The following is a 20,840-nucleotide window of genomic DNA, read 5'->3' on the forward strand; positions in this document are numbered from 1 at the left end:
AAGGCGGCCCTGTGCCGCCTTTAATTTAAGGAAAACCTGTCCCCATACTCGACGTCATCCTCGGGCTCGTCCCGAGGATCTAATCACGTCGCACTAAATCAATACGTTGCAGATGCTCGGGACAGGCCCGAGCATGACGGAAGAGAGATTGTCAGCCCTTGTGACTTGCCGGAGGGTTAGGGCCGGCTGAGACTGTCCTTCAGCGCATTCACCCGGTCGCGAATCTGCACCAGCTCTTCCAGCCCGCAGCCAGTCGCGCTGCCGATTGCCGCCATGATTTTCACGCCCTCTTTTTTGAGGTTCGCGCCCTTCGGCGTCAGGGCCACCAGCACCTGCCGCTCATCCACCGTGCCGCGCTTGCGGGTGATCAGCCCCGCATGTTCGAGCCTCTTCAGCAGCGGCGACAGCGTGCCCGAATCGAGGCCCAGCATTTCGCCGAGCGCCTTGACGGTGGATGTCTCTTTTTCCCATAGCGCCATCATCACCAGATATTGCGGATAGGTCAGCCCGATCGGGTCGAGCAGCGGCTTATAGGCGCGTGTGAAGGCGTGTGCCGCGCCATAAAGGGCAAAACATATCTGCTGGTCCAGCCTCAACAGGCTTTCCATCTTCTTCTCGTCGCCCTCTGCGTCCATTTTCCTGCTCCAAAATCAACCGGGAAGGGAACAATCAGCCCCCGCTTTCGGTTCCTGCCGCATGGATGCGCGGCGAAATTTCGTGAAAATTATCGCAAAAAACAAAATTTCATTCAATGCGCAAAACTATATTGCGCACAATTTAATTGTGCGTTATAAGATGCCCAACACCAACCCGAAGGAGTAAATGTCATGCCCATTCTCTACACGACCAAAGCATCCGCCACCGGTGGCCGCGCCGGCAACGCCAAGTCGGAAGACGGCGTTCTCGACGTGACGCTGACCGTTCCGAAGGAGCTGGGCGGCGATGGCGCCCGTGGCACCAATCCGGAGCAGCTTTTCGCAGCCGGTTATTCCGCCTGCTTCCTGGGCGCGCTGAAATTTGTCGCCGGCAAGGAAAAGGTAAAGATTCCTGAAGACACGACTGTGACGGCAACCGTCGGCATCGGCCCGCGCGAAGATGGCGGCGGCTTCGGCATCGAAGTGTCGCTGAAGGCCAATATTCCGGGCGTCGAGCGCGAAGTCGCCGAAAAGCTGGTTGCCGCCGCTCACATCGTCTGCCCTTACAGCCACGCCATGCGTACCTCCACGGAAGTGCCGGTCTCGGTGGCCTGATCCAATTCGCGTGAGTAAGCTATCTGAACAATGAGGTCGGGTTCATCCCGGCCTTCTTGTTTTCAGAAAGAAAAATGCTATATTCTTTCCAAGGAAAGGATATGCGTCATGAATATTCACGCCAAGAGCGCCATGGATCCCGCCTCGCAGGGCAGGGTCGTCACCAAGGCCGTTATCGCCGCCGCCGAGCGGCTGGGCCTGAATGCCGCGCGCACGGCCGATATTCTTGGCGTTTCCGCCCCCACCGTGTCGCGCATGAAACGGCTCGATTTCCTGCTGGAGCCGGGCGCCAAATCCTTCGAGCTTGCGGTGCTGCTGATCCGGGTTTTCCGCTCGCTGGATGCGATTGCCGGCGGCGATGAGGCCGTGGCGAAAAACTGGCTGCGCAATCACAATGTTGCGCTGAACGCCGTGCCTGCCGACAAACTGACCACCATTACCGGATTGATCGATGTCCTCTCCTATCTGGACGCCCGACGCGCTCCTGTCTGAAAAACGCGCCGTATCGGGAAAATACTGGCGGCTGGTGGAGGCGCAGCATCAGGTCTCCACCATGAAACTGGTGGATACGGTGGAGGAGCAATCGCTGCTGGAAGATATTCTGGAGACGAGCAAGCGGCCGTTTCCGCCGGAATGCGCCGGTTTCGATTATCTTCTCGCCACGCCCTTCCGGTATGGAGCCGCCTATCCGCATGGTTCGCGCTTCCGCCGCGCGGGCTATACCGAAGGCGTTTATTACGCCGCCCAGAAGGTGGAGACGGCGCTGGCCGAAATGGCCTTTTATCGGCTGCTGTTTTATGCCGAATCGCCGGGCACGCCGCTGCCCGCCAATCCCGCCGACTATTCCGCCTTCGCCGCCCGTATCGCCACCGATGCGGCGCTCAACCTGACGAAACCGGAACTGAGCCGGGATGCTCGCCTGTGGACCGATCTGCAGAATTACGAGCCGTGCCAGGCGCTGGCCGATCAGGCGCGTCTGGCGAAGATCGAGGCTATCCTCTATCGCTCGGTACGCGACCCCGCCGGCGGCCTCAACATCGCGGTTCTGTCGCCGAAGGCTTTTGCCGCGAAGACGCCGGTGGAACGGATGAGCTGGCGTATCCACCTGTCGAAAACGGGGGTGCAGGCGCTCTGCGAATTTCCGATGCGCAGAACGGGTTTTGCGGTTTTAGATTTCGCCGGCGATCCACGCCTCGCCAGCCTTTTGGGCTGACGGGCGTTTGCTTTTCAAGACCATCAGGCCGAGGCGAAAAACCCTTCGGGATCGTCGACTTCCACCAGCCTGCGCTTGTCGATCAGCCAGAAGCGGGTTCCGACAGCCCGCACGAAACTCCTGTCATGCGAGACGAACACGCAGCTGGCCTCGCGGCCGATGATTTCCGCCTCCAGCGCTTCCTGCCCCTCAATGTCCAGATGGTTGGTGGGCTCGTCCAGCAGGTAGAAATTCGGCTCCGCCAGCCGCAGCGCCAGCATGGCAAGCCGGGCCTTCTGCCCGCCGGAAAGGGCGGCGATGCGGCGCTTCTGCATTTCCATGTCGATTCCAGCGCCCGCGAGCAGGCCGTGGATGCGCTGGTCGCCAATATCGAAGCGGCGGGACAGCAGTGCAACGGGCGTGCTGTCGTCATCGATCTCGGCGAGCGACTGATCGACATATCCGGCCACCAGCGAGGGCGTGGCCTTGATGCCCTCCTGTATCTGGCCTGCACCCGATACAGCCGCCTGCAGAAGCGACATCAGCCGTGTCTTGCCGACGCCGTTGCGGCCGAGAATGACGATGCGGTCCCCCTGACGGATAAATTGCCGGCCGGTGCGAAACAGCACTGTTCCGTCCGGCGTCGAGACCGGTGCATCTTCCAGAGTGACCAGAACCCTGGCATGGGTGCCGCGATTGGCGAGCTGGATCTTGCCGGCGGATCGCTCGATATGGGCGGGCCGCGCCTTTTCTTCAATCTTTTCCGCACGCTCACGCAATTGCTTGGTCTTGACGGTCAGAAGATCGCTGCCGGAATTGATGCCTATATTGTTCAGCTTGGCGGCCTGCCGGCGCAATTGCTGGGCGGTTTTCATGTCGCGCTGGAAACGCCGCTCATCGGCGGCATCCTCTTCTTCCAGCACCGTCCGTGCGTGGCCATAGGGCAGCCGGAACAGCGCCGAATTTTCCGGCCGCAGGAACAGCGTGCTCCTGGTGACATTGTCGAGGAAGGCGCGGTCATGGCTAACGATGATGACAGCCGTATCGCGCGGCAATTCACCGAGCCAGTTTTCCAGCACATTGATCTTTTCGAGGTCGAGATGGTTGGTCGGCTCGTCGAGCAGCAGCACATCCGGCTCGGTAATCCATGCCCGCGCCAGCATGGCAAGCCTCTGCCAGCCGCCGCTCAATTCTTTCAGGCGGCGCTCGCGGAACGGCTCCGGCACCAGCATGGCGTCGAAAATAATGTCGGCGCGCCAGCTCTCGCTGTCGATCGTGTCCGCCGGCAGGGCGGAAAGCACGGCGTTCCGCATCGTCTGTTCCATCAGCGGTGAGGGCAGATGCTGGTGGACGATGGACTGCGTCAGCCCGCGCAGCCGGGTGATATCACCGCTGGTGGGCTCCATGTCACCGGAAAGGCAATGGAGCAGGGTGGATTTGCCGCAGCCATTGGCGGCGACGATGCCGATGCGGTCTCCCGCATTCACCGTGAGGCTGAGATTGGAAAAAAGCGGCTTGCCCAGAATGATTCCGAGGTTTCGAAGCGTGATGATGGTCATGAAGTCGTCTCTGGCAAGACGGACCCGCGACGAACCGTGGTCTGCCGCAGGCAGTACGGGGTTTCGGTTCGGGGTGATCCGTCGTGAAAACATGCGCAACGGCAGACAAGCTGCATTCTGCGCGGCCTTTTGGGCAAACCAGAGTGTTGGTGTTCCGGTCAGCCCTGCAAACGTGTCTGCAGGGCAAAAAGGTGGCAGAGCTGACGATTGCGCCAGAAGCAGGAAATATCCATGCGAAGCCTCCTTTCTTGAAACGGGTTGAACCGCTTCACCATTAACAGCGGCGGTTGTTCGAGGCAACGGCTTTTGCAATGGCAGGCGGTGGGGGAGAGTGCGGCAAGCCCGCACCCTCCCGTTTTAATCCGGCCTTCGCTTGAGCGGCCTTTATTGCTTCGCGACACGCGCGCGCAGTTCTTCCACATGCGCGGCGATTTCCGGCGTTACCGCGTCGCCGAAGTCTTCCATTTCGAACATCGGGCGAATTTCGATTTCGCTGCGCTCCAGCATCGGGTTCGGGCAGCGTTTCACCCAGGCCACGGCCTCGTCCATGTCCTTCACAGTCCAGATCCAGAAGCCGGCGACCAGCTCATTGGTGTGCGGGAAGGGGCCGTCGATCACCGTGCGGCTGTCACCGTCGAACACAACCCTCTTGCCCTTGGAGGAGGGATGCAGGCCGTCGCCGGATTGCATGATGCCGGCATTGACCAGTTCCTCGTTGAATTTTCCCATCGCCTCGATCAGCTCGGTCGTGGGCATGACGCCGTCTTCGCTGCTTTTGGTGGCTTTTACAAAAACGATTGCACGCATGATCATTCCTCCTTGATTGCGCTTTCTTCGTAGTGTCGCTCCCCGGCACGACGGCCGGATGACATTGTCGCCGACAAAAGTGGCGCCATGCCGTCAATCCTGTCAGCCGAGATCGATAAGGTCGCGGCGCAGCCGGTCGGGGTCGCCGCTGCCGATGCGGGCTTCGATTTCGGCATGGGTCTGTTCCCAGATGGGGAAGGCGGCGGCGAGCACAGCCATGCCGTCCGCCGTCAGCCGCAGCCGTTTGCCGCGCTTGTCCTTCGGGTCCTGCTCGATGCTGACCAGCCCGCGCCGCTCCAGCGGCTTCAGCGCTGCCGTCAGCGTCGTGCGGTCCATGGCCAGAAGATTGGCGACCGGTCCCATCGGCGGCGGCTCCGGCCGGTTGAGCGACATCAGCAGCGAAAATTGTCCATTGGTGATGCCGACCGGCTTCAGCGCATTGTCGAACAACCGCGCCAATGCCCGTGCGGCGCGCTGCGCATGCAGGCACAGACAGGCATCCCGCACGAAAAGAGTTGTCGAAAAAGGAATCACGCTGGCGTTTGACATGGGATAAATATGTTGATATCAACCTAATTAGTCAAGCGGAACTTGATGCCCCGCAGACTGTTTATTGACTTTCAGCACAGAAATAGCCGGCGCCCACCGTTAAAGCGGGGCGGTGTCGTGGTGAAAGACGGATCCAAGGAGGAAAGATCATGTCTCATCCCGTCGTTTCGAAAGAGGAGTGGCTTGCGGCCCGCCGCGATCTGCTGGTGAAGGAAAAGGAAATGACCCGCGCCCGCGACAGGCTGAACGAGGCCCGGCGTGCGCTGCCCTGGGAGGAGGTGACGAAGGATTATATCTTCGATGCCCCTTCCGGCCCCAAATCGTTGAAGGAACTGTTCGGCACCTGCAGCCAGCTCATCGTCTATCACTTCATGCTGGCGCCCGACTGGGAGGAGGGCTGCGTCGGTTGCTCCTTCTTTGCCGACCATGTCGATGGCGCGCTGATCCACCTCAAGCACGGCGATGCGGGTTTCGTTGCGGTTTCGCGCGCGCCGCTTGAGAAGATCGAAAGCTACAGGAACCGCATGGGCTGGAAATTCCCGTGGGTTTCGGCCGAAAGCAGCGATTTCAACTACGATTATCAGGCCTCGTTCCGTGACGAGGACATGGCCAAAGGTGAAATCACATATAATTACCGTGACATGGCGCCCTATGGCGACCTGAAGGACCTGCACGGCATCAGCGTTTTCGCCAGGGGCGATGACGGCAAGATCTACCACACCTATTCCACTTACGCCCGCGGCGCGGAGCAGACGCTCGGCACGCTGATGCTGCTCGATCTGGTGCCAAAAGGCCGTAACGAGGAGGAGGTAATGGATTGGGTGCGCCGCCACGACCAGTACGAGGATGCGCCGAAGGCGGCAGCCTGCTGCCACTGAAAACGGACGGACGAGGAGGAAACAACAATGGAAATGGAAATCGCCAAGCCGCAGAAGGAACATGAGTTCCTGAAGAGGATCGTCGGAGACTGGGTCATGACCTCCAGTTCCGGCCATGAGGGCTACGATGCCGACGACCCGTCGCAGCAATTCACCGAGACCGTCCGCTCCGTCGGCGGCTTGTGGATCATCGGCAACGGCACCGGCAAGATGCCTGACGGCACGGATATGACGGCTGTGATCACGGTCGGCTTCGACCCGGCCAAGGGCAATTTCGTCGGCACCTGGGTAGGGTCGATGATGACCAATCTCTGGGTCTACAAGGGCTGGCTGGAAGAGGACGGCAAGACCCTGACGCTGGAAGCGGAAGGCCCGGCCTTCGACGGTTCCGGCCGCACCGATACCTATCACGACGTGCTGGTGCTGCATGACGACAATCACCGCAGCTTTTCCGGCAGCGTCAGGCAGCCGGACGGCACATTCAAGACCTTCATGACATCGGAATTCCGCCGCAAGGCCTGAAGCCCTGCGAAAATTTCACCCGAAAACCACCGGCGCCGCCGCATCCTGCGGCGGGCGCTTGCCGAAAAACACCCGCCAAACCCTCCATAGGAGACGACAATGTCCGATACACATGGAAAATTCATCTGGGTCGAGCTGATGACGCCCGACATGGAAGCGGCAGCCCGCTTTTATGGTCATGTCGTCGGCTGGCAGACCAAGGATTTCGGCTCGCCGGAAATGCCCTATCTGGTGCTGGAGGCCGATGGCAAGGGCATGGGCGGCGTCATGGAGCTGACCGACGAGCACAAGGGCCAGGGCATTCCCCCGAACTGGACCGCCTATGTCGATGTCGACGATGTGGACGCCACGGCGAAACAATTCGCTGAAAAGGGCGGCGCGGTCAGACGTCCGCCGCAGGATATTCCCGAAATCGGCCGCTTCGCCGTGGTCGCCGATCCCTTCGGTGCGGTGCTGTGCATCATGACGCCGCTGCCGATGGAAACCGGCGGTTTCCCCGAGGATATGCAGGAAAAGCAGGGCCATGTCGGCTGGCACGAGCTCTTCACCGATAATGTCGACGAGGCCATGGCCTTTTACGGCGATGTTTTCGGCTGGACCAAGGACCATGATTTCGACATGGGCGACATGGGCCCGTACCGCATCTTCGCCTACAGGGGCAAGGCTGTCGGCGGCATGATGAAACGCATGCCGCAGGTCCCCGTCTGTCACTGGGGTTATTACTTCAATGTGGACGGTATCGATGACGCCATCACCCGCGTCAGCACTGGCGGCGGCAAGGTCGTCAACGGTCCGATGGAGGTTCCCGGCGAGAGCTGGATCGTCAATTGCGTCGATCCGCAGGGCGCTTATTTCTCGCTGGTTTCGCAGAGGAAATAGCCCTGTTTTCTAACAATCTGCCGGGGCTCGCTCCGGCAGATTACCGCTCTCTTGACAGGCGAACGTGATCGATGAAGGCGCGCAGCTTCGGCGCAAGATTGCGGCGGCTGGGATAATAGAGATAAAATCCCGCAAAGCTCGGGGAGTGGTCTTCCAGCATGGAAACGAGCTGTCCGCTCTCCAGATAGGGGCGGAATGTCTCTTCCATGCCGAATGTGATGCCCGCACCGGCGCAGGCCAGCTTGATCATCAGCTGCATGTCGTTGGTGGTGAAGGCCGGCTCCACCGCCACCGCAAATTCACGGCCGTTTTCCGCAAATTCCCACCTGTATGGCGCCACACCCGGACGGGGTCGCCAGCCGATACACCTGTGTCCTATCAATTCGCGGGGCTGCGTCGGCAGGCCGAAGCGGTCCCGATAGTGCGGCGAGCAGACGGCGAGCTGCCGCTGCGGAGCGGAAACCGGAACCGCAATCATGTCCTGCGCGATCAGTTCTCCAAGACGCACGCCGGCATCGTAGTGCTCGGCGACGATATCGAATTCCTCGTCCGTCACGACGATATCGAGCTGCACTTCGGGATGTATTTCCGCAAAGCGCGCAAGCAATGGCCCGGATAAAAAACGCTCGGCTATCGAGGACACCGCAAGGCGCAACTGCCCGCGCACGGCGCCGCTCAGGGATGACGCGGCATTGGCAGCCTCAACGAGATTGCCGATGGATGGCGAGACATCCGCATAAAGCTGCTGTCCCGCTTCCGTCAGGCTGACGCTGCGTGTCGTGCGTTGCACCAGCGCTATTCCCATCGTTTCTTCAAGCTTGCGGATGGTCTGGCTGACGGCGGAGCGGGTCACGCCGAGCCTGTCTGCGACAGCCCGGAAGTTACGTTCCTCGGCAACCATGCAGAATGTCGAAAGCGCGTTGAGATCGATGTTCATTGGTTAGAAATTCTACCCATTGAGGTTATGATTGAGGCGGTTATCACGACAATGCCCAAGCTTTATCTTGTCTGCAATGGCCGCTTCCAGAAAAACCGGCCGTAACACCAAGGAGAAAGCCATGACATTGAACAAAGTCGTTCTCATCACAGGTGCATCGAGCGGGATCGGTGAGGGTATCGCAAGGGAACTGGCCGCCGCCGGGGCGAAGCTGGTGCTGGGCGCGCGCCGCATGGATCGCTTGCAGGCGCTTGCCGAAGAATTGCGCGGGAAGGGCGCCGAGGTCATCATCCAGCCGCTGAACGTGACGGACAGACAGAGCGTCGAGGCCTTTGCGGAGACGGGGCGCAAGGCCTTCGGGCAGGTCGACGTCATCGTCAACAATGCCGGCATCATGCCGTTGTCGTTAATGTCGTCCCTGAAGGTCGATGAATGGGACCGCATGATCGACGTCAACATCAAGGGCGTGCTTTATGGCGTCGCCGCCGTTCTGCCCGAGATGACCACCCGCGCTTCCGGCCACATCATCAACATCGCCTCCATCGGTGCGCTCGCCGTTTCGCCCACGGCTGCCGTCTATTGCGCGACGAAATTCGCGGTGCGGGCGATTTCGGACGGGCTGCGGCAGGAAAACCGCGACTTGCGTGTCACCTGCATTCACCCCGGCGTGGTGGAAAGCGAACTTGCCCACACCATCACCGATCCCGCCGCTGCGGAACTGATGCAGACCTATCGGGCCATCGCCCTGAAGCCCGACGCCATCGGCCGCGCGGTGCGTTACGCCATTGAGCAGCCCGACGATGTGGACGTCAATGAAATCGTCGTCCGACCCACCGCCGCCTGAGGAGAGCGACATGAAAGCGATTTTTCCGACCGTGCTTGCAATTGCCATGCTTGCGGCAAGTGCCGCCATCGCCAATCCGCAACGACTGGATGACAGGCTGAAGCGTGGCGATGAAGTCGTCCGCAGCCTCAATAATGGCCAGCCCCAGTCCAATCTGGAACGCTTGCGGCAGGAGTTTCCTTTCCTTGCCGATGCGACCGAAGGCTACGCCCTGGGGGAGGTCTGGTCCCGGCCGGGTCTGGATAACCGGACCCGCCAGCTGGCCGCCGTCGCGGTCATGGCGGCCCTTGGCGAGCGTGATCTGATGAAGGTCCATGCCGGTTATGCGCTCAATGTGGGCGCAACCGACGAAGAGCTGAAGGAAATGGTCTATCTGATCACCGTTCCCGCAGGTTTTCCCAAAGCCATCGCCGCATCCCGCACGCTTGCCGAGCTGTTCGAGGAACGCCGCGCCAACGCTGCATCGGGAGGGCAAAAACAATGAACATTGTTTCGACATCCGTTGCGCTTCTGCTCGCAACGGCTTCCGCCGATACGGGTTCCCGCAAAGCGAGCGACGCCATGGACGTGAATATGACCGAAACGTCTCAAACCCGGAACCACCCCTATATCGGCATGTGGGTCACCGGCGATGGCCACATTCGTCAGGAGCTTCTGCCCAATGGCCGGTATGACGAGGCGCGGGGCAACCGCAAAAGCGCCTATCAGGGACGCTATGAGGTGAAGGGAAACCATATCGACTATTGGGACGATACCGGCTTCACCGCCGACGGCGAATTCGTCGACGATGTGCTTTATCACGGCGGCATGATCTTCTATCGCCAGAAGTAACCGGGACGCCAATCAAGCGCCGCCCGCCCCATCGAGGGTGGGCGGCGTATCCGTTTTTATCGCTTCAAACTACCGAGAATCCCGCGCACGATGGCGCGGCCGACCGAGGTGGCAACCGAGCGGGCAGCGCTTTTCATTGCCGCCTCGATCACCGTTTCGCGCTGGTATCCGGTCTTGCGTGCGCCGCCATTGCGCGAGCCGGTGGAGGCCGGTGCGGGTTCTTCATCGCCAAAGCCGGGCAGGCGCCAGCGGCCGGAAGCGCTCTCGGACTGGCTGGCGGCGTTTTCTTCTTCCGCACGTCTGGCGGCTTCTGCATCGGCAGCCTTCTGGGCGCGGGCGGCGAGGATTTCGAAGGCCGATTCCCGGTCGATATCCTTGTCATATTGCCCGGCGACGGGGCTCACATCGATCAGGGACTTGCGCTCCGCATCGGTGAGCGGCCCGACACGGCCCGATGGCGGGCGTACCAGCGTGCGCTCGACGATGGAGGGAGCGCCCTTGTCGTGCAGGGTGGAAATCAGCGCCTCACCGGTGCCGAGCGTGGTAATGGTGTCGGCGGTGTTGAAGGCCGGGTTCTGGCGGAAGGTGTCGGCCGCGGTGCGCACCGCCTTCTGCTCGCGCGGCGTATAGGCGCGAAGCGCGTGCTGCACGCGGTTGCCGAGCTGGGCGAGAACGGTTTCCGGCACGTCGAGCGGGTTCTGCGTCACGAAATAGACGCCCACGCCCTTGGAGCGGATGAGCCGCACAACCTGTTCCACGCGTTCCACCAGCACCCGCGGCGCGTCGTTGAAGAGCAGATGCGCCTCGTCGAAGAAGAACACCAGACGCGGTTTTTCCGGGTCGCCCACTTCCGGCAGCTCCTCGAACAGTTCCGAAAGCATCCAGAGCAGGAAGGTGGCGTAAAGGCGCGGGTTCATCATCAGCCGGTCGGCGGCGAGAACCGAAATCGTGCCAACCCCATCCGTGCCCACACGCATGATGTCGGCGATCTTCAGCGCCGGTTCGCCGAAGAAATTCGCCGCACCCTGCTGTTCGAGAACCAGCAGCCCGCGCTGCAGCGAACCGACCGAGGCCTTGGAAATCAGGCCGAACTGGTTGGAAAGCTCGGTTGCGTTTTCGCCCATATAGTTCAGGAGCGATTGCAGGTCCTTGAGATCGAGCAGCGGCAGCCCGCCCTGATCGGCGATCTTGAAGGCGATGTTGAGCACGCCTTCCTGCGCTTCCGAAGCATCCATCAGCCGGGCGAGCAGCAGCGGCCCCATTTCGGCGATGGTGGCGCGGACGCGATGGCCTTTTTCACCGTAGAGATCCCAGAAGATCACCGGCGATTTGCCATAGGCAAAATCGGTGAAGCCGATCTGTTCGGCGCGTTTCTGCACCCAGTCCTTGGCTTCGCCCTGCGCGGCGATGCCGGAAAGGTCGCCCTTGATATCGGCGCAGAAAACCGGCACGCCGGCCTTGGAAAAACCTTCGGCCAGCACCTGCAACGTCACGGTCTTGCCCGTTCCCGTCGCGCCGGTGATGAGGCCATGGCGGTTGCCGAATTTCAGTTCCAGATATTCGCCCTTGTTCAGGCTGTCGTCCGGATTGCGGCTGGTCCCGATATAGAGCTGTCCGTCCTGCAACATCGACCATTTTCTCCTGCGGCTGGTGCATGACCTTAAAATCGCGGTGGATTTTGCAAAAGTCATGTCCGAATTTAAAGCGTCACTACCATGTTGTGGCCACTTCTGACGATAGCGGCCTTTTCATAGTTTGGTTGTGATGATCTTATAAGGACAGTTTCAAGGCGCAACAACTGCTTGATGGCGATGAAGAAAAACCGCTTGATGAAAGTTGCCGCACCTGACCCTGGCCGCTTGAATGCGGCATGATATTGTTTTACGTTGACGTTAACGTCAGTTATTCGATGTTGGCGTCGTTTTTCAACAGGAGGCAAGAATGAACGAAGTCGTGAGCCAGATCGCCGAGAAGGCGGGAATCAGCCCCGAACTGGCCGAAAAGGCCATTGGTATGATTCTCGGTTTTCTTCAGCGTGAGGCGGAAGACGGCCCGATCGCCCGCATGATCGAAGCCATTCCCGGCGCCAGCGAACTGGTGGCGCAGTATAATGGCGAAGGTGCCGGCGGCGGCGGTCTGCTCGGCGGCCTGATGAGCGCGATCGGCGGCGGCGGCATCATGGGGCTGGGCCAGCAGCTGATGAGCCAGGGCCTCGGCATGAGCGAGATTTCCACGCTCGCCAAGGAAACCATCTCCGTTGCTCGCCAGCATGCGGGCGATGAGGTTGTCGATCAGGTGATCGCCTCGGTTCCGGGCCTCAGCCAGTTCGCCTGAGGCGAAACTACTCCATAGCGGGGCGCGGCGGCTGTTCATTGAACAGGCGCCGCGCCTCTTCTATTTCGGCATGGTGCGTTTCCGCCCATATCCACACGCCGCAAAAGGCGCTGCCCAGCGTGCGGCCGAGGTTCGTCAGGCCGTAATCCACATGCGGCGGGATGACGGGATGCACGGTGCGGCGCACCAGCCCGTCGCTTTCCATCTGCCGCAGCGTTTTCGTCAGCATCTTCTGGCTTATATTGCCGACCAGCCTGCCGATCTGCGTGAAGCGCAGCGTGCCATGCTCTTCCAGCACTTCCAGAATGAGCATCGTCCATTTGTCGGCCACCTTGGCAATGATGTCCTGAACCAGCGCCTCTATTGCCGGATCGGTATCCGCGGGTGGCGGAACCTTGCGCCGGCTTTCGATGGCCGGGTCGGCGGCGTGCCGCTTCATCTTACACTCTCCTTTGGGTAAGTATAAATCTTTTGGGTGCCTACTTTCGATTGGAGAGTATCATAGCTAACTTCCTTTCAGCCAACAAGCAAAGGATGCTCCAATGAAAATCGCTGATAACACCATTCTCATCACCGGCGGCGGTTCCGGCATCGGCCGGGCGCTGGCGGAGGCGTTTCACAAGGCCGGCAACCGGGTCATCATTTCCGGCCGCCGCAAGGCCGTGCTCGACGAGGTGACGGCCGCCAATCCCGGCATGGCCTCGATGGTGATGGACGCGACGGACGCCGCAGGCATCCGCGCGTTTGCCGAAGCTCTGGTAAAGGCCCATCCGACCATCAACGCTGTCATCAACAATGCCGGCATCATGCGGCCGGAAGACATCGCCGCAGCACCGGATTATCTCGACACGGCCGAAGAAACCATCGCCACCAATCTTCTCGCACCCATTCGCCTGACGGCGGCGCTTTTGCCGCATTTCCTCAAGCAACCCGCAGCCACTGTGCTGACGGTTTCCTCCGGCCTCGCCTTCGTGCCCATGGTGCTGACCCCCACCTACAGCGCCACCAAATCGGCCATCCACGCCTATTCGGTCGCGCTGCGCGAGCAACTGAAGGAAACGCCGGTGGATGTCGTCGAAATCGTGCCGCCCTATGTGCAGACGACGTTGATGGGCGAGGGGCAGGCGAGCGACGAAAGGGCCATGCCGCTCGACGCCTTCATTTCCGAGGTGATGGATATTCTTGAAAATCGTCCGGACGAGAAGGAAGTGGTGGTGGAACGCTGCAAGCCGCTGCGTTTCGCCGCGCAGAACGGCAATTTCGATCAGGTCTTCGCCATGATCAACCATATGCATCCGTAAACGGCCGCATCTGTCGCGACTGGGCATCCTGTGATAGCGTCGCGCTCTTATCTGCGGAGCGCGCGCTTTCATGGCCCAAGGCCGGTTCCTGATGCCGAAAACCATTCTGCCCGGTGTCGTCGCCGTGGCGGCGGATAGCGACCGTTCCTTTCCGCGCCACATGCACGATCAGTTCGGCATCGGTCTCATCGAACGCGGGGCGCAGAAATCGCTCTCCGGCCGCGGCATGGTGGAAGCGGGCGCCGGCCATCTCATCACCGTCAATCCGGGCGAGGTGCATGACGGTATTCCGCTCGGGGAGGGCGGCCGCGCCTGGCGGATGCTCTATCTCGACATCGGTATCGTCCGCGACGCCATTGCCGATATCGGCGAGACGGATCGCGGCGCGTTCGAATTCGCCTATCCCGTCGACATCAGGCCGTTGGCGAAGCGGTTCAACGCTGTCTTTGCAGCCATGACGGCAAGAGAACGGCCGGGCGAAACCCTTCGTGGCGACGAGACCCTGCTGACGCTTCTGGCGGGGGCGATGGAGACGGCGGCGAAGCCGGGCGAAATCGCCGCACCCGAGAATATAAAGCGGGCGAAAAGCCGCATCGACGACGAGCCCTCCCGGCCGTTCCGCCTTGCCGATCTCGCCGCGGAAGCCGGCATGAGCCAGTTCCGCTTCCTGCGCGCTTTCGCCCGGGCCACTGGGCTTACGCCGCACAGCTATCTTCTCCAGCGGCGCGTCCATGCGGCGCGCCATGCACTGGCCAGAGGCACGCCGCCCGCCGAGGCGGCCTTCGCAGCCGGTTTTGCCGACCAGAGCCATCTGAACCGGTTCTTCGTGCGGCAATTCGGGGTTACGCCGGCGGTTTACCGGGCGGCGCTTTCGTAGATGTTTTCTCCGCCCTCATTCCTGTGCTTGTCACAGGGATCCAGCCAGCCCAAGTCCTTGGGCTGAAAGGACTCTCCCGCTGCGCAGACGCGCGTCGACTGGATTCCTGTGACAAACACAGGAATGAGGACGGAGTGTGCTGGCCGATACCCTGACCCGCCACTTCGGCGCGCGCCGACGAGCGTCTGCGCTGCAATTTCATCCAAGACACCCACTCCACGCACCCTCATGCTGCTGTCCTCCACCCCACAGGACACACCCGCACCATGACACCCGAATTCCTCATCACATCCTTCATCGTCGCAGCCTCTCCCGGAACCGGCGTGGTCTACACGCTGGCCGCCGGTCTTTCGCAGGGGGCAAGGGCGAGCGTCGTTGCGGCCTTCGGCTGCACGCTTGGCATCGTGCCGCATCTGCTCGCCGCCATCACCGGCCTTGCCGCCATCCTGCACACCAGCGCGCTCGCCTTCGGTGTCGTCAAATATCTGGGGGTCGCCTATCTTCTCTACATGGCGTGGAACACGCTGCGGGAGGACGGTGCGCTGAAGATCGACGATACCAGAGAGCCCCGCAAGGCCGCCCGTATCATCGGCGAGGCGATCCTCATCAATTTGCTGAACCCGAAACTGTCGATCTTCTTTTTCGCTTTCCTGCCGCAGTTCATCGCGCCGGATGAGGCTTTGCCGACATGGCGCATGATCGATCTCGGGCTGATCTTCATGGCCATGACGTTTCTGGTGTTTGCGCTTTATGGCTGTTTCGCCGCCTCGGTCCGGCGGCAGGTGGTGTCGCGCCCGGCGGTCCTCGCCTGGCTGCGGCGCAGCTTCGCGGCCGCTTTCGTGGCGCTGGGTGCGAAGCTGGCCCTGACCGAGCGATGAGACCAGAGCGGAGGGAAGGCCGCCTCAGTCGTCCCAGTCGGGCGCGAGGTGGCCGGGATTGACGATGCGGCCATTCGGCTTTGCAAGCGCGTGGATCGCCCGCATTTCCTCTTCGGTCAGCGCAAAATCGAAAACATCGAAATTCTCTTTCAGGCGGCTTTCCGTCGCCGTCTTGGAGAGCGCCACGATATCCGGCTGCTGCACCGCCCAGCGCAGGGCCACCTGCGCGGCGGTCTTGCCGTGTTTCGCGCCGATATCCTTCAGCACGGGGTCGTTCGGCACCTTGCCATCGGCCATCAGATAATAGGCCGTCACAGACATCCCGTGCTTGCGCGCCGCCGAAATCACCTTCGTCTGGTCGAGATAGGGGTGATATTCGATCTGGTTGGTGGCAAGCGGCGTGTCGGAAAGCTTCACCGCCTCTTCCGTCAGCGCCACATTGAAGTTGGAAATGCCGATATTGCGCGCCTTGCCGGCCTTGCGCACCGCGTTCAACGCGCCCATGCGCTCGGCAAGCGGCACATCGCTCTTCGGCCAGTGCAGCAGCAGCAGATCGACATAGTCGGTCTTCAGCTTCGCAAGGCTTTCATCGACGGAAGCGAGAAAATCGTCGTGGCGGAAGCGGTCCACCCAGACCTTGGTGGTGAGAAATATATCATGCCGGGAAATGCCCGATTGCGCGATGACCTCGCCGACGGCACCTTCGTTCTTGTAGATCTGCGCGGTATCGACATGGCGGAAGCCGAGTTTCAGCGCCTCCGGCAGAATGCGCCTGACATCGTCTTCCGGAATGCGGAAGGTGCCGAAACCGAGGGCGGGAATATTCGCGCCATTCGCGCTGACGTCATACATGGGATGTCTCTCCTGTTTGCTGAAAACATGGCCGGCGCGGGATGCCGGGCGGGGAAGCCGTCTTTCATTAACTGGTGTCCGCGCGATCGGTTTCAACCCGGCGGGACGATATCACATCAGCACGTAGTCCACCGGGCGCGGATCGGCCGGCAGATCGGTCTCGCCCATCGCCTCGCGAAGATTGATCTCGATGGTGGTGGCGAGCGAATTGATCGGCAGCGCATTGAGGCCGGTGCCGAAGGGGTCCTCCAGCTCGTCGGACAGCGCATCGAGACCGAAGAACGTATAGGCGATGAGCGTGGCGGTAAACGGCGTGGCCCAGCCGAGCAGATCGGTGAAACCGAACGGCAGCAGCAGGCAGAACAGATGCGCGGTGCGGTGAAGCAGCAGCGAATAACCGAAGGGAACCGGTGTCTGGCGGATGCGCTCGCACGAAGCCTGCGCCGCCCCCATCTGCTGCACGGTGGCATCCAGCATCTGTAGCTGGATATCGCTGATCTGCCCCTTGCCATGGGCGGAGACGATGGCGCCGGATATTTCGCGCAGCAGCATGTCCGGCCGGTTGCGGCTGCGGTCGTAAATATCCCTGAGATCATCCGGAACGAGGCTGGCCGCAGTGGCGGTCGCATCGCCGGGGCGCAGATGCGAAACCAGCGCGTGGCAGAAGGCGATGGCAAGATCGGTGATCCGCCGGCGGGTGACGGGATCGGCGACATCCTGCCGGCTATCGAGCATGAGGCTCTGGCGTGAAAGCGCGCGGGCGACGGTAATCAGCGCACCCCATTGCTTGCGGGCTTCCCACCAGCGGTCGTAACAGGCATTGGCGCGAAAACCGAGAAACACCGAAAGCGCGATGCCTAGCAGCGAAAAGGGCGCTCCGTTCAGCGCCTGCACCAGATCAGGCCTGTCCTTGTGCGCCCAGACAACCAGCGTCGACAGCAGGAAAACCGCAAGCACCTGCGGAAAGATGCGGACGATGATGGAGCCGCGCACGATGAGGAAAAGCTGCAGCAGGTTCGGTTTTGGACGAACGATCATGGCGGAAACTCGAAATGCCTGTGGCGGATGGGAGGGGCGTGAAAGAGCCTGACCCTATCTACATGCTGGCGACGCCGCCTTGTCCACCCTTTTTTGCATGGTTGCACCCGGCGGCTGGCGGCGCTACGCGTCTATCGCCGAGATCGTCAACGCCACGGTCTGGCTATGCGGTGGAAGGAAATATCGCGTGTCACGCTCACAACGGCTTCTCGATCTGTTGCAGATTCTGCGCTCCCACCGCATGCCGGTCAGCGGCGCGGCCCTTGCCGCGCAAACCGGCGTCAGCCTGCGCACGCTCTACCGCGATATAGCGACGCTTCAGGCGCAGGGCGCGGATATCGAGGGCGAAGCGGGCGTGGGTTATGTGCTTCGCCCCGGTTTCCTGTTGCCGCCGCTGATGTTTTCGCAGCAGGAAATCGAGGCGCTGGTGCTCGGCTCGCGCTGGGTGGCGGGCCGCGCCGATGCGGGGCTGGCCGAGTCTGCCCGGGCCGCTCTCGTGAAGATCGGCGCCGTGCTTCCCGATGCCCTGCGCGAGGAACTCGATCATTCCACCCTGCTTGTCGGGCCGGGGCAGGGCCTTGCCGCCATCCATGTCGATCTGGCCGCCATTCGCGATACGATCCGTAAGGAAAGCAGGGTCCTCATCACCTATCGCGATGAAAAGGGAGAGGTGACGGAACGGGTGATCTGGCCCTTCGCGCTCGCTTTTTTCGATCTGGTGCGGGTGGTGCTGGGCTGGTGCGAGACACGGCAGGACTACCGCAGTTTCCGGGCCGACCGCATCGAAGATTTCCGCCCTCTCGACAGCCGTTATCCGCGCCGACGCCAGGCGCTGCTGAAAGAATGGCGCGAAAGGGAAAAACAGCGGCGGCGGCATCATGCTGACAAAAACTGACAGCAGCAGGGTCTAGAAACCGTTCATCCGCAACACAGGAGAACAGCCATGACCCACCCCGATTTCACCATCCTTTACGTCGACAACCCGCCGGCCAGCACCGAATTTTACAAGGCCCTGCTGGGCGCGGAACCGGTCGAAGCCTCGCCGACATTCTCGCTCTTCGTGCTTCAGAACGGGATGAAGCTCGGCCTCTGGTCGCGGCATACCGTGGAGCCGAAGGCATCGGTCACGGGCGGCGGCGGCGAGCTTGCCTTCCGCGTTGAAAACGATGCGCGGGTGGACGAGATTTTTGCGGATTGGAAGGCGAAGGGTATCGACATGCTGCAGCAGCCGGCGGGCATGGAATTCGGCTACACCTTTACCGCCGCCGACCCCGACAATCACCGTCTCCGGGTCTATGCTTTCGCGGGCTGAAGCTACTTCTTCACCGCCACCACAAAAAGGCGGGGAAAGCGCAGAAGCAGGCGGCCGTCCGCCATCGGCGGATAGGCCGCCGTGATGCGCCGCGTATAGTCGGCGAGGAAGGCTTCGCGGTTTTCCTCGCCGGCGGCGGTGAGATAGGGGCGCAGCCCCGTGCCCTTGACCCATTCGACGATGCTTTCCGCATCCTTCATCGGATGATTATAAATCGTGTGCCACACATCCACCCGCGCGGATTTCGGCGTCAGCGCATCGAAATAATCCGAAGGCGCGGGCAGGGGTTTGCGGCGCAGCCTGCCATCTGCAAACGTGTCCTTCCAGGAACCGTTCGCTCCGGTTTCCTCCATGGCGCGATGCGTCGGCTCCTGCAGATTGTCGGGCATCTGCACGGCCAGAACGCCGCCGCTTTCCAGCTGGTCCATCAGTTGCGAAAGAACGGTGAGATGATCCGGCACCCATTGGAACACGGCATTGGCGTAAAGCAGGTCCGCCTTCTGCGCCGGCTTCCACTGGGAAAGATCGGCCTTGCCGAAGCGCGTGGTCGGCAGCCGGTCCGCCGCCTTTTCCAGCATGTCGTCATCGCTGTCGATGCCGGTAATGACATTGACGCCGTAACGGTCGGTCAGAAGCTCGGTGGAATTGCCGGGGCCGCAGCCGAGGTCATAGCCATTCAGCACCCGCTCCAGCGGCACCTGCGCCAGAAGATCCCGTGCGGGGCGCGTCCGCTCGTCTTCGAATTTCAGATATTGGTGGGCGGACCATGCCATGATTTTCCTCCTGCAAAATGCCGTCAGATCGCCAGCATCGCATGGGGCAAATCGCGCCGCTATCGTCCGATGCATGAATTATTGTGATGAATCTATTCATCAACCTTTTGTTTCGCCTCATAAAACGTGCTTGCGGGGCCGTCGCTTTGTTATTTTCCATCAAAATCAGAAATCGCTGCAATTAAAACTTGACCTCGTCAGGGGAGAGGCATTCACTCCGGCCGATTTCCAGAACATGCCCCGTTGAGAGCGCGCAGCGCTCTTCATCCGGCAATGCATCAGAACAAAAAAGACGGAGCGTTTTTACCGAACGAAAACGCTTGAGACAGGAGACCACCATGAGCGTCGATACCGCACCCCGATCAACCACCTGGACCTATGTTGACGGTCAATGGCTGCCCGGCAATCCGCCGCTCATCGGCCCGACCTCGCATGCCATGTGGCTGGCTTCCACGGTGTTCGACGGTGCGCGCTGGTTCGATGGCGTGGCGCCCGATCTCGATCTGCACTGCCAGCGTATCAATCGCTCCGCCGTCAATATGGGCATGAAGCCGACCATGACGGCCGAGGAGATCGAGTCCCTGGCGCTCGAAGGCGTCAAGAAATTCGACGGCAAGATGGCGATCTACATCAAGCCGATGTACTGGGCCGAACACGGCATGCCCGGCAGCGTCGTGGCGCCCGATGCCGGTTCCACCCGGTTTGCACTCTGCCTTTTCGAAGCGCCGATGGATGCCGGCAAGCCGCTGACGCTAACCGTTTCGCCGCTGCGCCGCCCTTCGCCGGAAACCGCCATGACCGACGCCAAGGCCGGCAGCCTCTATCCCAATAGCGGCCGCGCCATTCTGGAAGCCCGCTCGCGCGGTTTCGACAATGCCCTGATGCGCGACATGAACGGCAATGTCGCCGAATCCGCCTCGGCCAACATCTTCATGGTCAAGGATGGCGTCGTCCTTACCCCGGTTCCGAACCGCACCTTCCTTGCCGGCATCACCCGTTCGCGCGTGATCGGCCTTCTGCGCCAGGCCGGTTTCGACGTGCGCGAAGCGACGCTTTCGGTCGAGGATTTCCGCGAGGCCGATGAAATCTTCTGCTCCGGCAATTATTCCAAGGTTTCGCCCGTCGTGAAGCTCGACGATCGCGAATTGCAGGCAGGCCCCGTCGCCCGCAAGGCGCTCGATCTCTATATGGACTGGGCGCGTCTCGGCGCGGATGTTTAAGGCCGGG

At 61.2% G+C, this 20,840-nt stretch carries 26 protein-coding genes; 16 read left to right on the forward strand and 10 right to left on the reverse strand.

What is annotated here, in order from left to right:
• Window positions 1–176: 176 nt before the first annotated feature.
• Window positions 177–635, reverse strand: coding sequence for a MarR family winged helix-turn-helix transcriptional regulator (locus tag ACQZ60_RS04075; protein ID WP_020009598.1), 459 nt, complete (start codon window positions 633–635; stop codon window positions 177–179).
• Window positions 636–827: 192 nt separating this feature from the next.
• Here ACQZ60_RS04075 and ACQZ60_RS04080 point away from each other — a divergent pair, with 192 nt between their 5' ends.
• From ACQZ60_RS04080 to ACQZ60_RS04090, 3 genes are all read left to right on the forward strand, one after another.
• Window positions 828–1,250, forward strand: a complete 423-nt coding sequence (locus ACQZ60_RS04080) for an organic hydroperoxide resistance protein (protein WP_003509379.1) — start codon at window positions 828–830, stop codon at window positions 1,248–1,250.
• Between the two features lie 108 nt (window positions 1,251–1,358).
• Entirely contained in the window at window positions 1,359–1,742 is a 384-nt protein-coding gene (locus ACQZ60_RS04085) for an MbcA/ParS/Xre antitoxin family protein (RefSeq protein ID WP_020813119.1), read from the forward strand.
• Window positions 1,702–2,463 carry an RES family NAD+ phosphorylase gene (locus tag ACQZ60_RS04090; protein WP_059754004.1) on the forward strand — a complete coding sequence of 254 codons (762 nt, stop codon included), beginning with the start codon at window positions 1,702–1,704 and terminating at the stop codon, window positions 2,461–2,463. The genes ACQZ60_RS04085 and ACQZ60_RS04090 overlap by 41 nt, the downstream gene beginning before the upstream one ends.
• Before the next feature lie 23 nt (window positions 2,464–2,486).
• On the opposite strand, the gene ACQZ60_RS04095 is transcribed toward ACQZ60_RS04090, so the two are convergent.
• From ACQZ60_RS04095 to ACQZ60_RS04105, 3 genes are all read right to left on the reverse strand, one after another.
• Window positions 2,487–4,001 carry an ABC-F family ATP-binding cassette domain-containing protein gene (locus ACQZ60_RS04095; RefSeq protein ID WP_448734794.1) on the reverse strand — a complete coding sequence of 505 codons (1,515 nt, stop codon included), beginning with the start codon at window positions 3,999–4,001 and terminating at the stop codon, window positions 2,487–2,489.
• A 384-nt stretch (window positions 4,002–4,385) separates the two neighbouring features.
• On the reverse strand, window positions 4,386–4,808 hold the full coding sequence (locus ACQZ60_RS04100) for a YciI family protein (RefSeq protein ID WP_003522234.1): 423 nt from the start codon (window positions 4,806–4,808) through the stop codon (window positions 4,386–4,388).
• Window positions 4,809–4,910: 102 nt separating this feature from the next.
• Window positions 4,911–5,357: a MarR family winged helix-turn-helix transcriptional regulator gene (locus ACQZ60_RS04105; RefSeq protein WP_003522235.1), complete on the reverse strand. Its 447-nt coding sequence runs from the start codon at window positions 5,355–5,357 to the stop codon at window positions 4,911–4,913.
• Window positions 5,358–5,506: 149 nt separating this feature from the next.
• Between ACQZ60_RS04105 and ACQZ60_RS04110 the strand changes: the two genes are divergently transcribed.
• The 3 genes from ACQZ60_RS04110 to ACQZ60_RS04120 all read left to right on the forward strand — a co-directional run bounded on the left by ACQZ60_RS04110 (window position 5,507) and on the right by ACQZ60_RS04120 (window position 7,636).
• On the forward strand, window positions 5,507–6,235 hold the full coding sequence (locus ACQZ60_RS04110) for a DUF899 domain-containing protein (RefSeq protein WP_059753997.1): 729 nt from the start codon (window positions 5,507–5,509) through the stop codon (window positions 6,233–6,235).
• A gap of 27 nt (window positions 6,236–6,262) precedes the next feature.
• Window positions 6,263–6,757 (forward strand): DUF1579 domain-containing protein, encoded by a 495-nt coding sequence (locus tag ACQZ60_RS04115; RefSeq protein WP_020813114.1) that lies wholly within the window; start codon window positions 6,263–6,265, stop codon window positions 6,755–6,757.
• A 99-nt stretch (window positions 6,758–6,856) separates the two neighbouring features.
• Window positions 6,857–7,636, forward strand: coding sequence for a VOC family protein (locus ACQZ60_RS04120; RefSeq protein ID WP_142778864.1), 780 nt, complete (start codon window positions 6,857–6,859; stop codon window positions 7,634–7,636).
• 40 nt (window positions 7,637–7,676) lie between these two features.
• Here ACQZ60_RS04120 and ACQZ60_RS04125 read toward each other — a convergent pair whose 3' ends face one another.
• Complete coding sequence (locus ACQZ60_RS04125) at window positions 7,677–8,573, reverse strand: LysR family transcriptional regulator (RefSeq protein WP_448734795.1); 897 nt, start codon at window positions 8,571–8,573, stop codon at window positions 7,677–7,679.
• Window positions 8,574–8,694: 121 nt separating this feature from the next.
• Between ACQZ60_RS04125 and ACQZ60_RS04130 the strand changes: the two genes are divergently transcribed.
• The 3 genes from ACQZ60_RS04130 to ACQZ60_RS04140 are packed head-to-tail and all read left to right on the forward strand — an operon-like array spanning window position 8,695 to window position 10,248.
• Window positions 8,695–9,417, forward strand: coding sequence for an SDR family oxidoreductase (locus ACQZ60_RS04130; protein WP_142778866.1), 723 nt, complete (start codon window positions 8,695–8,697; stop codon window positions 9,415–9,417).
• A 10-nt stretch (window positions 9,418–9,427) separates the two neighbouring features.
• Window positions 9,428–9,901 carry a carboxymuconolactone decarboxylase family protein gene (locus ACQZ60_RS04135; RefSeq protein ID WP_059753988.1) on the forward strand — a complete coding sequence of 158 codons (474 nt, stop codon included), beginning with the start codon at window positions 9,428–9,430 and terminating at the stop codon, window positions 9,899–9,901.
• Window positions 9,898–10,248 (forward strand): Atu4866 domain-containing protein, encoded by a 351-nt coding sequence (locus tag ACQZ60_RS04140; RefSeq protein WP_448734796.1) that lies wholly within the window; start codon window positions 9,898–9,900, stop codon window positions 10,246–10,248. The genes ACQZ60_RS04135 and ACQZ60_RS04140 overlap by 4 nt, the downstream gene beginning before the upstream one ends.
• Before the next feature lie 56 nt (window positions 10,249–10,304).
• Here the strand turns inward: ACQZ60_RS04140 and ACQZ60_RS04145 are convergent, their stop codons facing one another.
• Window positions 10,305–11,876 carry a helicase HerA-like C-terminal domain-containing protein gene (locus ACQZ60_RS04145; protein WP_003522243.1) on the reverse strand — a complete coding sequence of 524 codons (1,572 nt, stop codon included), beginning with the start codon at window positions 11,874–11,876 and terminating at the stop codon, window positions 10,305–10,307.
• Between the two features lie 313 nt (window positions 11,877–12,189).
• Between ACQZ60_RS04145 and ACQZ60_RS04150 the strand changes: the two genes are divergently transcribed.
• On the forward strand, window positions 12,190–12,582 hold the full coding sequence (locus ACQZ60_RS04150; RefSeq protein WP_020813108.1) for a hypothetical protein: 393 nt from the start codon (window positions 12,190–12,192) through the stop codon (window positions 12,580–12,582).
• 7 nt (window positions 12,583–12,589) lie between these two features.
• On the opposite strand, the gene ACQZ60_RS04155 is transcribed toward ACQZ60_RS04150, so the two are convergent.
• Entirely contained in the window at window positions 12,590–13,021 is a 432-nt protein-coding gene (locus ACQZ60_RS04155) for a winged helix-turn-helix transcriptional regulator (protein WP_020813107.1), read from the reverse strand.
• Between the two features lie 103 nt (window positions 13,022–13,124).
• On the opposite strand from ACQZ60_RS04155, the gene ACQZ60_RS04160 reads away from it, so the two are divergent.
• The 3 genes from ACQZ60_RS04160 to ACQZ60_RS04170 all read left to right on the forward strand — a co-directional run bounded on the left by ACQZ60_RS04160 (window position 13,125) and on the right by ACQZ60_RS04170 (window position 15,638).
• Window positions 13,125–13,883, forward strand: a complete 759-nt coding sequence (locus ACQZ60_RS04160; protein ID WP_020813106.1) for an SDR family oxidoreductase — start codon at window positions 13,125–13,127, stop codon at window positions 13,881–13,883.
• 70 nt (window positions 13,884–13,953) lie between these two features.
• On the forward strand, window positions 13,954–14,760 hold the full coding sequence (locus tag ACQZ60_RS04165) for an AraC family transcriptional regulator (RefSeq protein ID WP_020813105.1): 807 nt from the start codon (window positions 13,954–13,956) through the stop codon (window positions 14,758–14,760).
• 266 nt (window positions 14,761–15,026) lie between these two features.
• The gene (locus ACQZ60_RS04170) at window positions 15,027–15,638 is read left to right on the forward strand and encodes a LysE family translocator (RefSeq protein ID WP_020813103.1); all 612 of its coding nucleotides are present in this window, start codon (window positions 15,027–15,029) and stop codon (window positions 15,636–15,638) included.
• Window positions 15,639–15,662: 24 nt separating this feature from the next.
• On the opposite strand, the gene ACQZ60_RS04175 is transcribed toward ACQZ60_RS04170, so the two are convergent.
• The gene (locus ACQZ60_RS04175; RefSeq protein ID WP_020813102.1) at window positions 15,663–16,490 is read right to left on the reverse strand and encodes an aldo/keto reductase; all 828 of its coding nucleotides are present in this window, start codon (window positions 16,488–16,490) and stop codon (window positions 15,663–15,665) included.
• A gap of 111 nt (window positions 16,491–16,601) precedes the next feature.
• A complete protein-coding gene (locus tag ACQZ60_RS04180; RefSeq protein WP_020813101.1) occupies window positions 16,602–17,528 on the reverse strand; it encodes a bestrophin family protein in 927 nt (308 codons plus the stop codon).
• 187 nt (window positions 17,529–17,715) lie between these two features.
• Between ACQZ60_RS04180 and ACQZ60_RS04185 the strand changes: the two genes are divergently transcribed.
• Entirely contained in the window at window positions 17,716–18,423 is a 708-nt protein-coding gene (locus ACQZ60_RS04185) for a helix-turn-helix transcriptional regulator (protein WP_031234494.1), read from the forward strand.
• Between the two features lie 48 nt (window positions 18,424–18,471).
• Window positions 18,472–18,840, forward strand: a complete 369-nt coding sequence (locus tag ACQZ60_RS04190) for a VOC family protein (protein ID WP_020813099.1) — start codon at window positions 18,472–18,474, stop codon at window positions 18,838–18,840.
• 2 nt (window positions 18,841–18,842) lie between these two features.
• Here ACQZ60_RS04190 and tam read toward each other — a convergent pair whose 3' ends face one another.
• The gene (tam, locus tag ACQZ60_RS04195; RefSeq protein ID WP_020813098.1) at window positions 18,843–19,613 is read right to left on the reverse strand and encodes a trans-aconitate 2-methyltransferase; all 771 of its coding nucleotides are present in this window, start codon (window positions 19,611–19,613) and stop codon (window positions 18,843–18,845) included.
• Between the two features lie 338 nt (window positions 19,614–19,951).
• Between tam and ACQZ60_RS04200 the strand changes: the two genes are divergently transcribed.
• Complete coding sequence (locus ACQZ60_RS04200) at window positions 19,952–20,833, forward strand: branched-chain amino acid aminotransferase (protein WP_080856081.1); 882 nt, start codon at window positions 19,952–19,954, stop codon at window positions 20,831–20,833.
• Window positions 20,834–20,840 lie beyond the last annotated feature (7 nt).

The sequence above is a fragment of the Agrobacterium sp. 22-223-1 genome (assembly GCF_053522385.1).